This is a genomic window from Kribbella sp. NPDC058245 (assembly GCF_042882005.1).
GTDB lineage: Bacteria > Actinomycetota > Actinomycetes > Propionibacteriales > Kribbellaceae > Kribbella.
In genome coordinates this window covers 173796-191346 of sequence record NZ_JBHVWY010000004.1, presented here as the reverse complement: position 1 = coordinate 191346, position 17551 = coordinate 173796, and the positions used below count along the sequence as shown (strand labels likewise).

The window sequence follows — 17551 nt, the reverse complement described above, 5'->3', positions numbered from 1 at the left end:
AACCGGGAAAATGCCTGAAGCAGTCATCGTGTCCACGGCGCGTTCGCCGATCGGGCGGGCGAACAAGGGGTCGCTGACCACGATCCGGCCGGACGACCTCGCCGTCCAGATGATCAAGGCGGCGACCGACAAGATCGGCCTGACCGGCGACCAGATCGAGGACCTGATGCTCGGCTGTGCGGAGCCGCACGACGAGCACGGCGGCAACATGGCCCGCCGGGTCGCCGTCCAGCTGGGCTGGGACAACGCGCCGGCCACCACGGTCAACCGGTTCTGTGCGTCGTCGACCCAGACCGCGCGGATGGCGTTCCACGCGATCAAGTCCGGCGAGGGCGACATCTTCGTCAGCGCCGGGGTCGAGTGCGTTTCGCGGTACAAGAACTTCGGTTCCGCCGGGGTGGGTGACCCGAGTTCGTTCAACGAGCAGTTCACCGATGCGGTCGCCCGGACGGCGAAGTACGCGGAGACCAACGAGACCTGGCACGACCCGCGCGAGGACGGCTACCTCCCGGACATCTACATCTCGATGGGTCAGACCGCGGAGAACGTGGCGACCCTCAAGGGCATCACCCGCGCCGACCAGGACGCGTTCGGCGTCCGCTCGCAGAACTTGGCCGAGAAGGCGATCAACAACGGCTTCTTCGAGCGCGAGATCGTCCCGGTGACGCTGCCGGACGGCACGGTCGTCAGCAAGGACGACGGCCCGCGCGCCGGTACGACGCTCGAGGGTGTGAGCGGCCTCAAGCCGGTGTTCCGTCCCGACGGCACTGTCACCGCAGGCAACTGCTGCCCGCTGAACGACGGCGCGGCCGCGGTCGTGATCATGAGCGACACCAAGGCACGCGAGCTCGGTCTGACCCCGCTGGCCCGGATCGTCTCCACCGGCGTGAGCGGTCTGTCGCCGGAGATCATGGGCCTCGGTCCGGTCGAGGCGTCGAAGCAGGCGCTGGCCCGGGCCGGCATGAGCATCAACGACATCGACCTGGTCGAGATCAACGAGGCCTTCGCGGTCCAGGTGATCGGCTCGGCGCGTGAGCTGGGCATCGCCGAGGACCGCCTGAACGTGCACGGCGGCGCGATCGCGCTCGGCCACCCGTTCGGTTCGACCGGTGCGCGGATCATGACCACGCTGGTGAACGGCCTGCAGTTCGAGGACAAGCAGTTCGGGCTGGAGACCATGTGCGTCGGCGGCGGTCAGGGCATGGCCATCGTCCTGGAGCGCCTCAGCTGATGACCCTGGAGAACCGTACGGCGATCGTCACCGGAGCATCCCGCGGGATCGGGCTGGCGATCGCCCAGCGACTTGTCGCGGACGGCGCGCGCGTTGTCATCACCGGCCGCAAGCAGGAAGCTCTCGACGAGGCGGTCAAGCTGCTCGGTGGGCGCAAGCACGCGCTCGGCCTGGCCGGGAACGCCGCGGACGGCGCTCATCGCGGCGCGGTGGTGGCCGCCGCGGTGGCGACGTACGGATCGCTGGATCTGCTGGTGAACAACACCGGCATCAACCCGATCTACGGCGACCTGCTCGACATCGAGGCCGGCGTCGCCGCCAAGATGGTCGACACGAACGTGCTCGCCACGATCTCCTGGGTGAAGGCCTGCCGGGACGCGTGGATGGGCAACCACGGCGGTGCGGTGGTCAACGTGTCCTCGCTGGCGGCGCTCTCGCCGTCGCCGGGAATCGGCTGGTACGGCGCGACCAAGGCGATGCTGTCCCGGGTCACGGCCGAGCTCGCGCTGGAGCTCTCACCGGAGATCCGGGTCAACGCCGTGGCTCCGGCGGTGGTCAAGACCAAGTTCGCCGGAGCACTCTACGAAGGGCGTGAGGAAGAGGTCGCCGGGACGTACCCGATGGCCCGCCTCGGCCGCCCGGAGGATGTTGCCTCGCTGGTGTGGTTCCTGCTGTCCGACGAGGCGTCCTGGATCACCGGCCAGACCATCACCATCGACGGCGGCCTCACCCTCAAAGGCGGCATGGTCGGCTAGCTCCGCATGTCCCGGGTGAACCCCGGTGCGTCGGCGAACTCGGAGAAGGCGTAGTAGCGCAGTACGTCGAGGAAGGCCTGCCGCTGGGCGGGATCGAGCAGAGCGAGCAGATCCTGCTCGGCCTTCTGGGTGGCGAGCGTCGCCCGCTGGCAGAGTTTGCGCCCGCGCGGGGTGAGGGTCGGGCGGCGAGCCCGCCGGTCCCGCGGATCCGGGGTGCGGACCACGAGCTCTTTGACCTCGAGGCTGTCGAGGGTCGCGGAGATGACCGACTTGTCGATCTTGACGAGGGCGGACAGCTCCAGCTGGGTCATCGGCGCGGACATCAACGCGACCAGCACGAAATGCTCTTTCAGGGTGACGCCGGTCGCCTCGAGGGCAGCGTTCTTGCGCTGGCCGAATCCGAGCCACACGCGGTTCAGTAGCCAGTTGACGTCGCCGTCGAGGGGATGTTCGGAGCCTTCCATGCCGGCATCCTACCTCTGGCCGGCGCCTCGCCGCCCGGTCCGCGGGCGATCCGGCAAACTAGTATTGACTCAGAACATCTTGCGCAATACTATCTTGCCAGGCTCAATCGTGAAGCCTGGTTGAAGAAACTCTTCCGGTCATCCCCCTCGCCGTTCGGGCGAGAGCCGGATCGCCGACCGCGCGTCAGCGTCTGCTGACGGCGTGATCTTCCCTTTCCCTGAAGGAGACAAAGCATGAGTGAGGCAAGTGCGACGCTCGCGCGGCCAGTCGTTCTCATCAACGGCATGGGGTCGAACTTCGACTCGCAGTGGCGACGCAACGGCTGGGTCGACCAGCTGGAGGCGGCCGGCCGGACGGTGATCGGTGTGGACCTTCCCGGTCACGGCATGTCCAAGGACGCCGTCGGGCGCGACGCCGCCGATCTCATCCTCGACGAGGCGGCCAAGCACGGTTCGGTCGACGCGATCGGGTTCTCCGCGGGTGCGTGGGCGCTGTTGCTGGCGGCGAGCGAGCAGCCGGCCCTGTTCGGGCGGATCGCGGCTCTCGCGGCTGCCGACGCCGTACTGACCGGGGGCCTGCACAGTGCGGCCATGAATCAGCCGCTCGTCGACGCGCTGCGTTCGCCGGAGCCGACGGACAATCCCATGGTCTCCCTGCTGCGTGGAATCATCGCTGATGCCGGCAACGACCCGGCAGCGGTTGCGGGTTATCTTGCCTCCAGCAAGCGGTTTGTCACCCTCGAAGGTCTGGGCCGGATCACGGCGGACGCGCTGGTGATCGACGGGAGCGCGGACGGCGCCGGGCAGTCGGAGCTGGTGGCGAAGACGATTCCGAACGCGGAACACGTCACCCTCGACGGCGCGGATCACTTCGAGATCCCCGGCACCACGAAGTGCCTGGACGTCACTGTTTCGTTCATCAACAGCGCCGGTTAGAAGCTGTTGAGATGAGCGGCAACCCCGAAGTGCTGATCATCGGCGGGGGGCCGGTCGGGCTGAGCGCTGCGCTGGCCCTCGGCCGGGCCGGCATCAGCTGCCTGGTGCTGGAACGCCGTACCGAGTTCTCGAGATATCCCAAGGCCAACGGAGTGCATTCGCGGACGATGGAGATCTTCCGGGAATGGGGGGTCGCGCACCTGGTGAGGGCGCTGACCGCCGGAATGCCCGACGAGATCACGATCGCCTGGATGACCCGCCTGAGCGGTATCGAGATCGGGCAACTCGTCCTCGGCGAGACCGCGGAACTGTCCCGGCTGTTCGACGAGCAATCGCCGGAACGCATGTCGACCGCCGGACAGCACATGTTCGAACCGATACTCGCCGAGGTCGCCGGTGCCCTGGACAGCGTGACGATCGAACTCGGCTGCGAGGTCGTCGAAATCGCGCCCGGCGATGACTCGGTCACCGCGATCTACACCGACCGGACCGGAGCGCGGCAGACCGTCGTCGCGCAGTACATGATCGGCGCGGACGGCCTGCGGAGCGCTGCCCGCCGGACGCTTGGTGTCGGCGAGCACGGCGAGGCATCGCTGGGAACGGCGATCAACGTTCAGTTCGACGCGGACCTGGACCCGCTCCTTGCCGGCCGCCCGGCTCCTATTATCTGGATCATCAACGGAGACACCCAGGGAGCGTTCATCCGGGACAGCCCTACCCGCTGGCGGTACAACTTCGAGATCCCGCCCGGCGCCGATCCCGGCTCGGTGACCAGGGAGCGTTGCGAGCGGGAAGTGGCCGACGCGATCGGTGCGGACGTGCCCGTCGAGATTCATCACATCTGGTCCTGGGGACACGATCAGGCGGTTGCGGACAGGTGGCGCGTGGGACGGGCCTTCCTGGCCGGCGACGCCGCCCATCATTTCCCGCCGCACGGTGGCTTCGGGCTGAACAGCGGAATCCAGGATGTGCACAACCTCGTCTGGAAGCTGATCGCCAGGTTGCGATGGGGAGCCGGCGACGGCCTGCTCGAGACCTACGAGGTCGAGCGCCTCCCGGTGGCGGAGTTCAATGCCGAGAAGATGATGGAGAACACGCGGCAGATGGAGAAGACCGGCTTCCTGCTGCAGGACAAGAGTCTTCTGTCGGTGATCGAGACCGAAGCCGGCGAGCAGTTACGTCGCGCGATCGCCGAAGGCATTCCCGCGCAACGAGATCAGCTGGCCTCACACGGCCAGCAATTCGGGTACCAGTACGCCAGCACCGCGGTGGTGCCCGACGACAGTGAACTGGTCGTCTCAGGTGTTGCCGAGTATCGGCCGTCGGCACGGCCGGGTGCGCGGGCGCCACATTCCTGGGTCGGCCTTCGGGGAGATCGGATCTCGACTGTCGATGTCTACGACGGTGGGTTCCTCTTGCTGACCGGTCCGGACAACGCGGCCTGGCTGACGGCAGCCGACGAGGTTCGGGCCGAACTGGCCGTTCCCGTGACGGTGTTCGGCCTGGGGAGTGATCTCACCCCGGTCGATGAACGCGTCGACGATCTCTTGCAGCGCTACGGACTGGAGCCGTCCGGCGCGATCCTCGTCCGGCCGGACGGATTCGTCGGCTTCCGCTCGATCAGCCGGACCGGCGACGAGCAGAAGGCCCTGAGCGGCGCACTGCGTCAGATCCTGGACGTGTCATGAATACAGCCGAAGAATCGTTGCTCGACAACAAGGTCGTGCGGCTGCGTGAAACAGCCCCGGGCTGCTTCACGGTCGTGATCGACAACCCGCCGTACAACCTGGTTGATTCGCAGGTGTTCGCCGGCCTGCAGTCGGTGAAGTCGTACGCCGAGGATCCGGCGAACGACGTACGGGTCCTCGTCTTCACGAGTGCGAATCCGGAGTTCTTCCTCAACCACATAGGTCTCGAGTTCTCCGGACCGGGCGGCGAGGTGTCCGAGCCTCTGGAGATCCTGCAGGGCTGGCCGGCCTTCAGCCACTGGCTCAGCTCGAGTCCTGTGGTGACCATCGTGGCGCTGCGCGGCCGGGCGCGGGGATTCGGCTGCGAGTTCGCCTTGAGCGCCGACATGCGGTTCGCCAGTCAGGAGAACACCCGCCTGTGCCTGCTCGAGGTCGGTTTCGGCGCGCTGCCGGGTGGTGGCGGGCTCGAATGGAGCCAGCTCCTGGCAGGCCGCGCTCGCGCCCTGGAGTTCGTGCTGACCTCCGATGATCTCGAGGCCGGCACTCTCGAGCTGTACGGCTTGGTGAATCGGTCGGTCCCCGACGCCGAACTCGATGCCTTCGTGGACAGACTCGCTCGGCGCGTCGCGAGCTTCAACCCGGCCGGGGTGGCGATGGCGAAGGGCTATCTTACGAAGCGTCAGCCCGTCCCGCTTCCGGCGGACCTGGCCGAAACGTCTGCTGCCGCGGGGCGCCTGCTGGCAACAGACGCAGGGCAGGCGGTCGTCGGCCGTCTGACGGCCAAGGCAGGGGGAGTCCCCTTCAGTCACGAGGTGGAACTCGACCTGCCAAAGCTCTGCGACGTCGATTGATCCGATCTTGACCCACATCATGCCGACCGAATCTTTCCTGGGAGTTTGACGATGTCTCGTACTGCGTTGCTGATCGGCGCCACCGGACTTGTCGGCGGCCATTGTCTGGATCAGCTTGTCGCCGACAGCAGGTACAGCCGGGTCACCGCGTTGACCCGCGGGCCGCTCTCGCGGGTCGACGACTCCCAGGAGCGGTTGGATGTCCAGGTGATAGATTTCGAGCGGCTCGCCGAGCAGTGGGACTTCACCGCCAGCGATGTCTACTGCTGCCTGGGTACTTCGGGGAAGGCGTCCGCGGAGACCTTCCGGCGCGTCGATCACGACTATCCGGTGGAGGTGGCGAGGCTGGCCCGCAAGGCCGGCGCGCAACGACTCGCCATCGTCTCAGCGGTCGGTGCCAACCCCGGGTCGAGGCTCTCGATGGTGCGCGTCAAGGGTGAGACCGAGCGGGATATCGTTGCCCTGGGCTACGAGTGTGTGGAGATCTTCCAGCCCGCGACCCTGCTCGGCGACCGGGCCAGGGCCAAGGCGGGGCAGGGGACCGCGAACGCGGTTCTCCCCGTGGTCGCGCACGCGATGCTCGGCCCGCTGCGGCGGTTCCGTCCGGTCCGGGCGGAGGTCCTCGCAACGGCCATGATCGCCGCCCTGCACCAGAGCAGGCCAGGCACCCACATCAACACCTACGAAGACATCACAGCGCTCGCGGCAACTGTCGGATAGGTGGGGCCGCCGCGCGTCAGACCCTGAGTTCGCCGGCCAGGTTGCGGCCGTGGTCGCGGGCGGTCTCCTCGGCGGCGGCGCGGATCTGCCGGGCCAGGTCCTTGAACCGCTCGAAGGCCGGGTTCACGCCGGCCAGGGTGAACTCCGATTCGACGACCTTCAGATCCAGCTTCCACACGTCGGCGAGGATGCGGCGCATCCAGGCGGTCGCGTGATCCCACCCTTCGCGCGGCGTGCCCGCCGCGTAACTGCCGCCGCGCACGGTCACCAGGACGGCTCGCTTGCCCGCCGTTGCCGGCTCGACTCCCGACCGCATCCTCGGATCGCAGATCACCAGGTCCACCCAAGTCTTGAAGTGCTGGGAGACGCCGAAGTTGTACAGCGGTACCGCGAACAGCAAGGCGTCGGCGCCGATCAGTTGTTCGGCCTCCGCTTCGGCGAGCTCCAAGGACCGGATCTGTGCGGGGGAGCGGTCGGCGGGCGGCACGGAGGTTGCCTTGACGGCGGTCGCCCAGGCGGTCGCCGGGACCGGGTCGATGCCGATCTGCCGCGTGACTACCGCGGACTCCGGGTGGACGGTACGCCACTCCTGCTCGACGATGTCCGCGATCGCGCGGCTGTGGGAGCCCTCGACCCGAATGCTGGCGTCGAGACGGAAGAGGGACATGACAATCTCCTGGTCGCTGCGAAGGGGCCGGCCGGCATATTCCGCCCAGCGGCGTGGTGCGCCCGGAAAGATCATTCGGCGCTGCTGCGACCGAGCCTAGGCAGGAACTATTCCATAGTCAAGGACGGATCCGTCCTTGACTATTTCCGGTGTTGTGGATAGCTTCGGAAGTAACGAGGCCGCCCGGTTCGTCAGAGCCTGTGATGCCGCGTCGGCAGACCTTCTCGGAGAAGAGGAAGAAATGGCGTCACCGGCACTTTCCCACCTGGTCGTGAACACCAGTAATTACGAAGTGATGAAGCAGTGGTACATCGATGTTCTGGAGGCGACGATCGGCGTCGAGACCTCGGATCACAGTGCGTGCTTCCTCCGGATCGACGAGAGCCACCATCGTTTCGGCATGTTCAACGTCGCGAAGACCGATGAATCCCCTTCCCTGGCGATGCCTGGTTCGGATACTGGCTCCGTGGCCAGGCTGAACCATTTCGCCTTCGAATACCCGACCTTGGCGGAGTTGCTCGAGACGCAGGTCCGGCTGGCCGGATCAGCGGCGAACCCGACGATTTGCCTGAATCATGGGCCGACGATGTCGATGTATTACGAGGACCCGGACAAGAACACGGTCGAATTGTATTTCGACAGCGGTTACACCGAGGAAGAAATGGTCGCGTTCTATGCCGGCGGGGATCGCTATGTCACCAGCCCGACACCCTTCGAGCCGGCCGAACTCCTGAAAGACCTGCGCAACGGGAAATCCGTCGCCGAACTGATCGCCTGGTCGCCGCCCAGCGACTGACCGGCCCCTCCCACCTGAAAGGACAGACGCCCATGCGCCTCGTCAGTTTTGGCCCTGCCGGTAGCGAACTTCCCGGCGCGCTGGTGCAGGACTCCGTACTGCCGCTGGGCCGCGTCCTGGCCGACATCGGATTCGAGCGGACAGACTCCCTGCGCCGGGTGCTGCCGTTCCTCGACCTTCTCGGTGCGGGGATCGACGCGGCGCTGCAGCGGGGTGACGAACTGATCCCGGTCGCCGGGACGCGTCTCGGCCCGCCGGTCGTCGATCCGCCGAACCTGTTCTCCGTCGGCGCGAACTACTTCGCGCACCTGGTGGAGCACGGTGTCGACCCGGCGAAGATGCCCACCCTGCCGGTCATCTTCGTCAAGCCCTCCTCGGCACTGTCCGGCCCCACCGATCCGATCGTGCGGCCGATCGAATGCGAGCAGTTCGACTACGAGGCCGAGCTGGCGATCGTCATCGGCAAGGGCGGCCGGCGCATCGCCGCGGACCGCGCCGGGGAACACATCGCCGGCTACATGATCGCGAATGATGTCAGCGCCCGCGATCTCGGTGAGGGCGAGAGCAAGAAGCTGGGGATGGCGCCGCTGTTCCAGGTGATGCGGATGAAGGGCTGGGACACGTTCCTCCCGACCGGGCCCTGGCTGCTCACCGCCGACGAAGCGGGTAGCTACGAGGACATCCGGATCCAGACCTGGGTCAATGACGAGCCGCGGCAGGACACCTACGCGAAAGAGATGGCGACCGACCCCTTTCAGCTCGTCGAGTGGCTGAGTGCCACCACCACTCTGCGGCCCGGCGACATCATCACGACCGGTACGCCGGCGGGTGCCGCGGTGGGCATGGCGTCCCCGAGATGGCTCACCGCCGGCGACGCCGTACGGATCGAAATGACCGGGCTCGGGTCCATGAACACGCCCGTTCTCGACGAGCAGGCCGTCTGAGCGCCTGACGTATGCTGACGCGATGCCGAACCGCAGCAGCAGCGCCGGTCTCCGGGCCTCCGCGCGGCCGGTCCGTACCCGGCGGGGCGCTGCCGAGGTGGAGCAGGCGATTTCTGATGCGGTCGTCGTCGAACTGGCCGAGGTCGGGTTCGGGCGACTGACCTTCGACAGCGTCGCCGAGCGTGCCGGTACCGGCAAAAGCCCGCTGTACCGGCGCTGGTCGGATACGACGGCACTGGTGATCGACACGTTGGAGAAGCTGGGCATGGACCCGGCCGGCTATGTGCGAACAGGTGTCCTGCGGGCCGATCTGATCGGCTTCACCCGCTACATGACCAACACGCATCAGGGTGTCAAAGGTGCGGCATTCCGTTCACTGCTGGGAGAAGCCCAGCGCGATCCTGAGCTGCTCGAACGGTTCAAGGCTCAGATCCTGGCCCCACTGTTCGACTCACTGACCGAGCTGCTCCGCGACGCCGCGCAGCGTGGCGAGGTGTCGTCGAAGCGGTTGACGCCAGTGGTCCTCGAGGTGCTGCACGCGCTGATCGTCAAGCGTCTGATCCTGGAAACGCGCGACCTGAGCACTGATGACATCACTGAGATGGTCGACCAAGTGCTCTTGCCGCTCGTCGTCTCAGAACACTAGGGCCGGCGGCCCTGCCAGCCCGCCAAGCGGTCGTACGGCGATGCGTCGTCGGCGACCGCTACGACCGGGCCGAACGGAATCTCGCCACCGCGCGGTTCGGCCGGCAGGAACTGACGCACCATCGGCAGCACGCTGTTCGCCAGCTCGTCGTCGAGCTGGTCGACGCGGCCGGTCGCCTTCGCGAGATCCCATGAGTGCGTGGTGAGTTCACCGGTGTAGGCGCCGATGGCTGCTGCGCCCGGCAGAGTGCCGAACGGTAGCTTGCACATCCGGCCCAGGATGGAGTCGTCGGCCAGCGTCGCGTCGAGCGCCGTACGGTGCTCTTTCCAGGTGCTGGCGGCGTCCTCGCTGTCGGTCACCTTCGGGAGGCTCAACGGATCGCCTCCGATCAGCGCGAGGTTGATGCGGGCGATGACCGACAACAAATGTGCCTGCAGCGTGCGGACGTCGTACTCCGGGCAGGGTGTCGGCTTCGTGAGGTCCTCGGCGCCGGTGTTGTTGATCAGGTGCTGCGTCTGGTCGAGTGCGCGGACGAAGAGCGGGCGCGGGTCTGTGTTAGTCATGACTCCACCTTCGCGCTCTATAGGTGACATCTCTTGTCGCCTATTCTGAGGAGATGCGAGCCGACCGGTTATTGCAGATCATCCTGTTGCTGCAGCAGCATGCGCGGTTGAGCACGCGGGAGCTCGCTGAGCGGCTCGAGGTGTCGAAGCGCACGGTGATGCGGGACATGGAGGCCCTGTCGGCAGCAGGCGTCCCTGTGTACGCCGAACGCGGGCGCAACGGCGGTTGTGTGTTGCTGCCGGGTTATCGCGCCGATGTCAGTGCGCTGACGCCACGCGAGGCACAGGCGCTGTTCGCGTGGTCGGGCCGGTCCGAGCTGTCTGATGAGCTGGGGCTCCGGGGGAGTCTCAAGTCGGCCATGGGCAAGCTGTCGGCGACCCTGCCCGCCGAACTGCAGAGTGACGCCACAGCGTTGTCCGGTGCGATCGTGGTGGATCGTCGGCGCTGGTTCGCCGAGGCAGAGGACCACGGTGCCTTGCCAGTACTACGTCAGGCCGTGGTCGCCGAGCGACGTGTCCGACTGCGCTACGCGTCCGCGAGCAGCGGGTTGCAACGCCGTACCGTCGATCCTTGGGGCTTGGTGGAGCAGGCCGGTCGCTGGTACCTCGTGGCAGCGCACCGGGGTGCACCGCGGATGTATCGGGTCTCGCGGATCGAGCAGGTCGACGTACTGGAAGAGGCGGCGGACAGACCGGCCGGACTGGACCTGCGGGCCGAGTGGGAGCGGCTGCGATCCAATTTGGAGCGGCCGGGTGGCGGACCGATCGGTGTCCAGGCTGAGGTGCGGGTGCATCCCGATCGGGTCGACATGGTGCGCCGCGTGGTCTCACCGTTCCTGGCCAAAGGCGCAATCCCGCAAGAGCTGCCCAGTGATGATCCATGGCCGCATCTGTTGCTGGACTTCCGGGTCCGGGAGGCTGCGTGCGGGATGCTGCTCGGCCTCGGACCTCAGCTGGAAGTGCTCGAGCCAAGCGATCTACGAGAGCAGATGCTGGAGCTGGCGAGGGGAGCCGTCGCGCTCTACAGCTAGTCGCTGTGGACTCCCCGCCGCCGGTGACCACGTCGTGTCCCAGCACGATGGCGCTTCCGGCGGTCGGGGCGTTCAGTCCAACAGCACCGGCTAACTCTAATCCTTCGGGGCCGCACGACCGAATCACAGTCGGCACGCACTGGTTGCGATCACGTTGCTGTTCGGTTCGGAAGGTAATTCCGTGGCGTGGCGCGAGTGCGGCTGGCTATGGTCCGGGCATGACGACACAGGTGCGGATCCGGCCGGTGACCGGCGACGATGCCACGGCGGTGGCGGCGCTGCGCCGGGCTGTCTACGGGTACAAGATCTTGTCGCCGGCGGCGGCTCATCACATGATCACGGTCTTCTCGCCGGCTGAGCGGTTCCTCGCATTGGTCGCCGAGGTGGACGGTCAGCTGGTCGGGTGGGGTTCGGCAGGACTGAACACCTGGACCGCTGAAGCGGGTCAGAGCGACATCTCGGTCTACGTGCATCCGGACTTCCGCAAGCAGGGCATCGGCAGCATGCTGGCCGACCGGCTGCACCAGCACCTGACTGAGGTCGGTGCGACCGCGGTGCGCACGTTCGCGCAGCCCGACGGTCTGGAGTTCGCTCGCAACCGTGGCTACGACGGCACCCGGCAGATGCACTACTCCGGTGTCGAGACGGCCAACCTGCCGCCGCAGCCGCCGACTCCGGAGGACATCACCTTGGTGACCATGGATCAGCTCGATCCGCGCCAGGTGTTCCTCGCCGACTCGGCTGCTTCACTCGACGAGCCCAGTGACGTCCCGATGAACGCGGCCGACTACGACGAATGGCTCGACGAGATCTGGACTGCTCCCGGTCTCGACAAGTCGCTCAGTGTCGCGGCGATGGTCGGCGACGAGGTGGTCTCCTACACCGCGGTCGAGGTCGACGGCGATCGGGCCTGGTCAGGCTCGACCGGCACGATCCCGGCGTACCGGGGACGTGGTCTGGCCAAGCTGGTGAAGTCGGTGGCGCTGCGTCGTTGTGCCCTTGCCGGAATCACTTCCGCCTACACGTCGAACGACGACGAGAACGGCCCGATGCTTGCCATCAACAACTGGCTCGGCTACCAGCGGGTCCAGACCGAGCTGGGCCTGATGCGTACGCTCTGAGCGATCCCGAGTCCCGCGGCGAGCGGGACGTCGGTTACCTGGAGTGGTGATACCGACCTGTAACGTGACAATTCCTACGCACCGGGCGGGGTGGCGGTTATCTTCCGGAGAACTTCGGTGAAGGAGTTCTCATGGAGATCAGGGCTGCTGAAGTGAGGGATGTCGACAGCGCCCTCGCTTTCCACGACGCGATCGCGCCGTACCTCGTGATCACCCGGACCAATCTGAACGGACGGCTGACGGCACCGCCGAGCCCGGGGCACGCCACGTTCGCGGCGGTGGACGGTGCTGAAGTGGTGGGCTGGGGGAGCACTGCACTGACGTCCGGTTCCGATCCGCTGGCTGGTGAGGTGCGGATCCTGGTGCGGCCCGATGTCCGCGGGCGGGGGCTGGGTACGGAGCTGCTCGACGCCGCGCACGCGGAGCTGCGCAAGGCCGGTGCGACCAGTGTGCGGGTGTTCGCCGAGCCGTCGTCCGCCGACTGGGCAGCGCGCTGGGGCTACGCGCAGACCCGGCAGGTGCACTATGCGGGCATCGATCCGCGCAAGGCGCCTGACCTTCTCGGACTGCCGACCGGCATCGAACTGGTCGCGATGAACCAGGCAGACCCGCGCAAGCTGCACGCTGCCAACGAGGTTGCCCAGCGCACCAAACCGGGCGACGCCAAGATCGTCTCGCAGCCGTACGACGAGTGGGTGCAGGAGGTCTGGGCGTCACCGGCGTCGGTGCTGGACCTGAGTGTGGTCGCGATGCTCGACGACGAGATCATCGGTTTCACGTACGGCATCGGCGACCGAACCAGGATCTGGTCGAAGATGACCTCGACGATGCCGGAGTACCGCGGGCGTGGGCTGGCGAAACTGGTCAAGGCTGCCGCCTTGCATCGCGCCGCCGCAGCCGGGGTGCAGAACTGCTACACCGCCAACTACGACGGCAACGCTCCGATGCTCGCGGTGAACGAGTGGCTCGGCTACTACCGCGTCGCCACTCACTCAGTGCTGGTCTGCCCCCTTTAAGGAACGAGCAGGACGACGGTTTCCGCGACGCAGGCCGGCTTCGCGGAGCCTTCCAGCTCGATCACCCAGTTCAGCGACACCTGGATGCCGGCCGGGGTCTCGGCGGTGTTGGCGATCGAGGCACCGGCCCGGACCCGGGAGCCGACCGGGACCGGCGTGGGGAAGCGGACCTTGTTCACGCCGTAGTTGAGCTTGGCGGTCACCCCGGAGACGGAGAACAGCTCGTCACCGAAGCGCGCGATCAGGCTCAGGGTCAGATAGCCGTGCGCGATCGTGCCGCCGTACGGGCCCTTGGTGGCGCGCTCGACGTCGACGTGGATCCACTGGTGGTCACCGGTCGCCTCGGCGAACTGGTTCACCTGCTCCTGGGTGATCTCGAGCCACTCGGATTCGCCGAGCGAGGTGCCGACCGCCTTGACGACCTCGTCGACACCGGTGAAGGACGTGACCATCGTCAGCTCCTTAGTTTCGGGGTCCGCCGGCGACGTACAGGACCTGGCCGGAGACGAAGCCGGACTCCTCGCTGCAGAAGAACGAGGCGGCGGCGGCGATGTCCTCGGGCTTGCCGGTGCGCTGCACCGGGATCGAGGCCGCGGTCGCCTTCTTGAACTCCTCGAAGTCCACGCCGACCCGGGCCGCGGTGGCCGCGGTCATGTCGGTCTCGATGAACCCGGGGGCGATCGCGTTCGCGGTGACGCCGAACTTGCCCAGCTCGAAGGCCAGGGTCTTGGCGAGGCCCTGGAGACCGGCCTTCGCGGAGGCGTAGTTCGCCTGGCCGCGGTTGCCCAGCGCCGAGGTGGAGGACAGGAACACCATCCGGCCGTAGCCCGCCTCGACCATGTGCGCCTGGACGGCCTTCGACATCAGGAAGCTGCCCTTGAGGTGCACGGACATGACCGTGTCCCAGTCGTCCTCGGACATCTTGAAGAGCAGGTTGTCGCGCAGCACGCCCGCGTTGTTCACCAGGATCGTCGGGGCGCCCAGCTCGGCGACGACCCGCTCGACCGCGGCGGCGACCTGGTCGGCCTTGCTCACGTCGGCGCCGATCGCGACGGCCTTGCCGCCGGCGTCGGTGATCGTCTTGACGGTGCCCTCACAGGCGCCCTCGTCCAGGTCGAGGACCGCGACCGCGTTCCCGTCCTTGGCGAGTCGCAGCGCGACGGCCGCGCCGATTCCCCGGGCTGCCCCGGTCACAATCGCCACTCGCTGCTGCGTCATCGCCGCTCCCTACCGATAGGTATTACTGCCAAGGATGACATTACCCACGCACTGTCACACCCGGACCACCCAGGATGCGATGATCGCCGTGTGGATCATCACAGCTCGGGGCGGTGGGGCGGGGAAAGTATGAAGAACAGACACGTCTATTACTGCCCACTGCGGTGGGGGGACATGGATGCGCTGGGTCATGTGAACAACGGCAAGTATGTCGACTACCTGCAGGACGCCCGCGTCGACTTCCTCTTCCGGACCGCGGCTGAGCTGGGTGCGGACACGCTGGACACCGGTCTGCTGGTGGCCCGGCACGAGGTCCAGTACCGCGCGCCGCTGCACCACCGCGCCGAGCCGGTCCGGATCGAGCTGTGGATCAGTGAGATCAGGGGGGCCCAGTTCACCGTCGACTACGAGATTCTCGATCTGGAGCCGACCAGGAAGACGTACGTCGAGGCCCGGACCAAGCTCGTCCCCTTCGACTTCAAGGCCAACCGCCTGCGCCGGATCGCTCCGGAGGAGCGCGTCGTACTGGAGAGGCTGGTGGGCTCATGACCTTTAGTCACCCGGTCCTGGTGCGGTGGTCGGACATCGACTCGTACGACCACGTCAACAACGTCCGGTACTTCGACTACTTGCAGGAAGCGCGCATCGCCTTCCTGAGCCACCTGGTGGACTCGCGGGACTACTTCGCCGAGTACCCGGTGGTCCTGGTCAGCCAGACGGTCGACTACCTGCGGCCGATCCTGCTCCGGCACCCGCCGTACGACGTCGACGTGTGGATCGAGTCAGTCGGTACGACGTCGTACACGATGGGCTCACGGATCGTGGACCGCAGCGGGGAGACCGAGGACATCTACGCGAAGGCCGTGTCGGTGCTGGTGGCCGTGGACGGCGTGACGCACGCCAAACGCGAGCTGTTCGCCCCTGAACGGGCAGCCCTCGAACGGCAGCTTAGGACGGCTTGAGACACTGGTCTCGACATGAGTGACGCAGAGAGCTTCTACGACGCCGTCGGTGGGGCGGACACCTTCCACCGGCTGGTGGCGGCGTTCTACCGCGGTGTCGCCACCGACCCCGAGCTACGGCCGATCTACCCGGAGCAGGACCTCGGCCCGGCCGAGGTGCGGTTCCGGATGTTCCTGGAGCAGTACTGGGGCGGGCCGCGGACCTACTCCGAGGAGCGCGGGCATCCGCGGCTGCGGATGCGGCACATGCCGTTCGCGGTCACTCCGCGCCAGCGGGACAACTGGCTCCGTCATATGCGGGCCGCGCTGGACGAGATCGCCCTCAGCCCGGAGCGGGACGAGGAGATCTGGCGGTACATGGTGATGGCCGCGCAGAGCATGGTGAACACCGACGAACCGAACTACCCCGGCGCGATCGACGTGTCCGGCAACTAAAGCTTCGCAAGGAGAACAGACGAGCATGGCAACCACTCGTACGGCCAAGACGCACTGGGAAGGCTCGCTGATCGAGGGCGCCGGGCAGGTCGCCCTGGAGTCCTCCGGCGTCGGCACCTTCGACGTCTCGTGGGCGTCGCGCGCCAACGACGCCAACGGCAAGACCAGCCCGGAAGAGCTGATCGCGGCCGCGCACTCGGCGTGCTTCTCGATGGCGCTGTCGCACGCGCTGGCCGAGGGCGGCAACGCGCCGGAGGCGCTGGACACCAAGGCCGATGTCACCTTCCAGCCGGGTGAGGGCATCACCGGGATCGTGCTGTCGGTCAACGGCAAGGTGCCGGGCCTGACCGCCGACGAGTTCGCGGAGTTCGCGCAGAGCGCGAAGGAGAACTGCCCGGTCTCCAAGGCGCTGGCTGCTACGAAGATCACGCTGGACGTCACCTTCACCGCCTGAGCATTGGAGAGCGCCCCGGTCCATGTGGACCGGGGCGCTCTCGCGTTGTCAGCCGTGGAACTGAGCGGCGATCTTCGTGAAGGCGTAGGCGCTCTGCGAGATCCCACTGCAGTCGGAGCCTGCGTCACCGCCGCTGGCACACTGCCGGTCCCGGTTGATGGCCCAGTAGGTGAAGCGCGCCAGGTGGTGCTGCTGCGCGTAGCTGAGCATCGCCTGGTAGTTCGCGACCGTCACTGTCTCGCCGTCGTCGGTCTTGCCGTTCATCGACGAGATGCCCATGTGCCGGTACGCCGTGTCGTCGCTCCAGCCGTAGGCGGTCTTGAGCTTGCCCTTCAGGCCTTCCTCGGCCTGCTGGGTCAGCGTCGCCATGTTGGCCGACCCACCACCGAAGTCGAACGGCATCAGCACCCAGCCGTCCGGGGTGAAGCCGGAGTTCTTGGCCTTGGTGATCAGGCCGCTGCCCCAGCTGTCCGGGCCGGTCTTCTCGGTACCCATGGTGATGTAGATCTTCAGCCCGGAGTTGTTGGCCCGGACGGTCTTCAGTGCGTCCACGACGCGCTGCTGGACGGTGTTGTTCTGGAATTCGGTGTTCTCGATGTCGATGTCGATCGCCTTCAGGCCGAAGGCGTTGATCACCTTCTGGTACGCGCCGGCCAGGGCGGAGGCCGACGTACACCGGATGCCGAGCTTGTCGCCGTCCCAGCCGCCGAACGACGGGATGATGTCCCCGCCGGCACCGCGGATGCTGTTGATGACCGACTGGTCGTTGCCGCCGGTGAGACTGCGGTTGCCGTCCCACTTCGGGTTGCAGCTGCCGTCGGCCAGCACGAAGGCCATCGTGAACCACTGGTTGCCGGCGGCCTTCATGATGTCGGTCGCCTTCTGCGGACTACCCCAGCCGAGGTACAGGTACGGCGCCGCGCCGATGCTGGCGGGGTCGGCCTGTACTGCGCTGGGTGCGGCCTGGGCGGCGGCTGCCGCACCGAGGGCCAGGGAGCCTGCCGCAAGAGCGGCGGCGGCCATTCTGAGCGTGCGTAAGCGCATCGCGAACCT

General features: G+C 67.0%; 22 protein-coding genes. 16 read left to right on the top strand and 6 right to left on the bottom strand.

What is annotated here, in order from left to right:
• Positions 1-10 precede the first annotated feature (10 nt).
• Entirely contained in the window at positions 11-1231 is a 1221-nt protein-coding gene (locus ACFVWG_RS10215; protein ID WP_391542872.1) for an acetyl-CoA C-acetyltransferase, read from the top strand.
• On the top strand, positions 1231-1986 hold the full coding sequence (locus tag ACFVWG_RS10210; RefSeq protein WP_391542871.1) for an SDR family oxidoreductase: 756 nt from the start codon (positions 1231-1233) through the stop codon (positions 1984-1986). Before ACFVWG_RS10215 ends, ACFVWG_RS10210 begins: the two co-directional genes overlap by 1 nt.
• Here the strand turns inward: ACFVWG_RS10210 and ACFVWG_RS10205 are convergent.
• On the bottom strand, positions 1983-2450 hold the full coding sequence (locus tag ACFVWG_RS10205; protein ID WP_391542870.1) for a MarR family winged helix-turn-helix transcriptional regulator: 468 nt from the start codon (positions 2448-2450) through the stop codon (positions 1983-1985). The two genes, ACFVWG_RS10210 and ACFVWG_RS10205, sit on opposite strands and share 4 nt — an antisense overlap.
• Before the next feature lie 234 nt (positions 2451-2684).
• Here ACFVWG_RS10205 and ACFVWG_RS10200 point away from each other — a divergent pair, with 234 nt between their 5' ends.
• Genes ACFVWG_RS10200 through ACFVWG_RS10185 form a run of 4 tightly spaced genes read left to right on the top strand, consistent with a single transcriptional unit; the run spans position 2685 to position 6645 of the window.
• Positions 2685-3386, top strand: a complete 702-nt coding sequence (locus tag ACFVWG_RS10200; RefSeq protein ID WP_391542869.1) for an alpha/beta fold hydrolase — start codon at positions 2685-2687, stop codon at positions 3384-3386.
• Between the two features lie 11 nt (positions 3387-3397).
• Positions 3398-5074 (top strand): FAD-dependent monooxygenase, encoded by a 1677-nt coding sequence (locus ACFVWG_RS10195; RefSeq protein WP_391542868.1) that lies wholly within the window; start codon positions 3398-3400, stop codon positions 5072-5074.
• The gene (locus ACFVWG_RS10190; protein WP_391542867.1) at positions 5071-5925 is read left to right on the top strand and encodes an enoyl-CoA hydratase/isomerase family protein; all 855 of its coding nucleotides are present in this window, start codon (positions 5071-5073) and stop codon (positions 5923-5925) included. The genes ACFVWG_RS10195 and ACFVWG_RS10190 overlap by 4 nt, the downstream gene beginning before the upstream one ends.
• Positions 5926-5976: 51 nt before the next feature.
• Complete coding sequence (locus ACFVWG_RS10185) at positions 5977-6645, top strand: NAD(P)H-binding protein (protein WP_391542866.1); 669 nt, start codon at positions 5977-5979, stop codon at positions 6643-6645.
• Positions 6646-6661: 16 nt separating this feature from the next.
• Here ACFVWG_RS10185 and ACFVWG_RS10180 read toward each other — a convergent pair whose 3' ends face one another.
• Positions 6662-7312 (bottom strand): FMN-dependent NADH-azoreductase, encoded by a 651-nt coding sequence (locus ACFVWG_RS10180; RefSeq protein WP_391542865.1) that lies wholly within the window; start codon positions 7310-7312, stop codon positions 6662-6664.
• A gap of 136 nt (positions 7313-7448) precedes the next feature.
• On the opposite strand from ACFVWG_RS10180, the gene ACFVWG_RS10175 reads away from it, so the two are divergent.
• From ACFVWG_RS10175 to ACFVWG_RS10165, 3 genes are read left to right on the top strand one after another with little or no spacing between them, the layout of a single operon-like run.
• A complete protein-coding gene (locus ACFVWG_RS10175; protein ID WP_391542864.1) occupies positions 7449-8108 on the top strand; it encodes a VOC family protein in 660 nt (219 codons plus the stop codon).
• 32 nt (positions 8109-8140) lie between these two features.
• Positions 8141-9052: a fumarylacetoacetate hydrolase family protein gene (locus ACFVWG_RS10170; protein WP_391542863.1), complete on the top strand. Its 912-nt coding sequence runs from the start codon at positions 8141-8143 to the stop codon at positions 9050-9052.
• Between the two features lie 22 nt (positions 9053-9074).
• The gene (locus tag ACFVWG_RS10165) at positions 9075-9698 is read left to right on the top strand and encodes a TetR/AcrR family transcriptional regulator (RefSeq protein WP_391542862.1); all 624 of its coding nucleotides are present in this window, start codon (positions 9075-9077) and stop codon (positions 9696-9698) included.
• On the opposite strand, the gene ACFVWG_RS10160 is transcribed toward ACFVWG_RS10165, so the two are convergent.
• Positions 9695-10261, bottom strand: a complete 567-nt coding sequence (locus tag ACFVWG_RS10160; protein WP_391542861.1) for a TIGR03086 family metal-binding protein — start codon at positions 10259-10261, stop codon at positions 9695-9697. The genes ACFVWG_RS10165 and ACFVWG_RS10160 overlap by 4 nt on opposite strands.
• 53 nt (positions 10262-10314) lie before the next feature.
• Here ACFVWG_RS10160 and ACFVWG_RS10155 point away from each other — a divergent pair, with 53 nt between their 5' ends.
• The 3 genes from ACFVWG_RS10155 (at position 10315) to ACFVWG_RS10145 (ending at position 13429) form a co-directional block, all read left to right on the top strand.
• On the top strand, positions 10315-11292 hold the full coding sequence (locus ACFVWG_RS10155; RefSeq protein ID WP_391542860.1) for a helix-turn-helix transcriptional regulator: 978 nt from the start codon (positions 10315-10317) through the stop codon (positions 11290-11292).
• A 218-nt stretch (positions 11293-11510) separates the two neighbouring features.
• Positions 11511-12413, top strand: a complete 903-nt coding sequence (locus ACFVWG_RS10150; protein ID WP_391542859.1) for a GNAT family N-acetyltransferase — start codon at positions 11511-11513, stop codon at positions 12411-12413.
• Positions 12414-12544: 131 nt separating this feature from the next.
• The gene (locus ACFVWG_RS10145; protein WP_391542858.1) at positions 12545-13429 is read left to right on the top strand and encodes a GNAT family N-acetyltransferase; all 885 of its coding nucleotides are present in this window, start codon (positions 12545-12547) and stop codon (positions 13427-13429) included.
• Here the strand turns inward: ACFVWG_RS10145 and ACFVWG_RS10140 are convergent.
• Entirely contained in the window at positions 13426-13881 is a 456-nt protein-coding gene (locus ACFVWG_RS10140) for a MaoC family dehydratase (protein ID WP_391542857.1), read from the bottom strand. The two genes, ACFVWG_RS10145 and ACFVWG_RS10140, sit on opposite strands and share 4 nt — an antisense overlap.
• Before the next feature lie 10 nt (positions 13882-13891).
• Positions 13892-14647 carry an SDR family oxidoreductase gene (locus ACFVWG_RS10135; protein ID WP_391542856.1) on the bottom strand — a complete coding sequence of 252 codons (756 nt, stop codon included), beginning with the start codon at positions 14645-14647 and terminating at the stop codon, positions 13892-13894.
• 174 nt (positions 14648-14821) lie between these two features.
• On the opposite strand from ACFVWG_RS10135, the gene ACFVWG_RS10130 reads away from it, so the two are divergent.
• Genes ACFVWG_RS10130 through ACFVWG_RS10115 form a run of 4 tightly spaced genes read left to right on the top strand, consistent with a single transcriptional unit; the run spans position 14822 to position 16498 of the window.
• Complete coding sequence (locus tag ACFVWG_RS10130; protein ID WP_391542855.1) at positions 14822-15196, top strand: acyl-CoA thioesterase; 375 nt, start codon at positions 14822-14824, stop codon at positions 15194-15196.
• The gene (locus tag ACFVWG_RS10125; protein WP_391542854.1) at positions 15193-15609 is read left to right on the top strand and encodes an acyl-CoA thioesterase; all 417 of its coding nucleotides are present in this window, start codon (positions 15193-15195) and stop codon (positions 15607-15609) included. Before ACFVWG_RS10130 ends, ACFVWG_RS10125 begins: the two co-directional genes overlap by 4 nt.
• A gap of 15 nt (positions 15610-15624) precedes the next feature.
• Positions 15625-16044, top strand: a complete 420-nt coding sequence (locus ACFVWG_RS10120; RefSeq protein ID WP_391542853.1) for a globin — start codon at positions 15625-15627, stop codon at positions 16042-16044.
• A 25-nt stretch (positions 16045-16069) separates the two neighbouring features.
• Positions 16070-16498: an OsmC family protein gene (locus tag ACFVWG_RS10115; RefSeq protein WP_391542852.1), complete on the top strand. Its 429-nt coding sequence runs from the start codon at positions 16070-16072 to the stop codon at positions 16496-16498.
• 48 nt (positions 16499-16546) lie between these two features.
• On the opposite strand, the gene ACFVWG_RS10110 is transcribed toward ACFVWG_RS10115, so the two are convergent.
• On the bottom strand, positions 16547-17542 hold the full coding sequence (locus tag ACFVWG_RS10110; RefSeq protein ID WP_391542851.1) for a chitinase: 996 nt from the start codon (positions 17540-17542) through the stop codon (positions 16547-16549).
• Positions 17543-17551 lie beyond the last annotated feature (9 nt).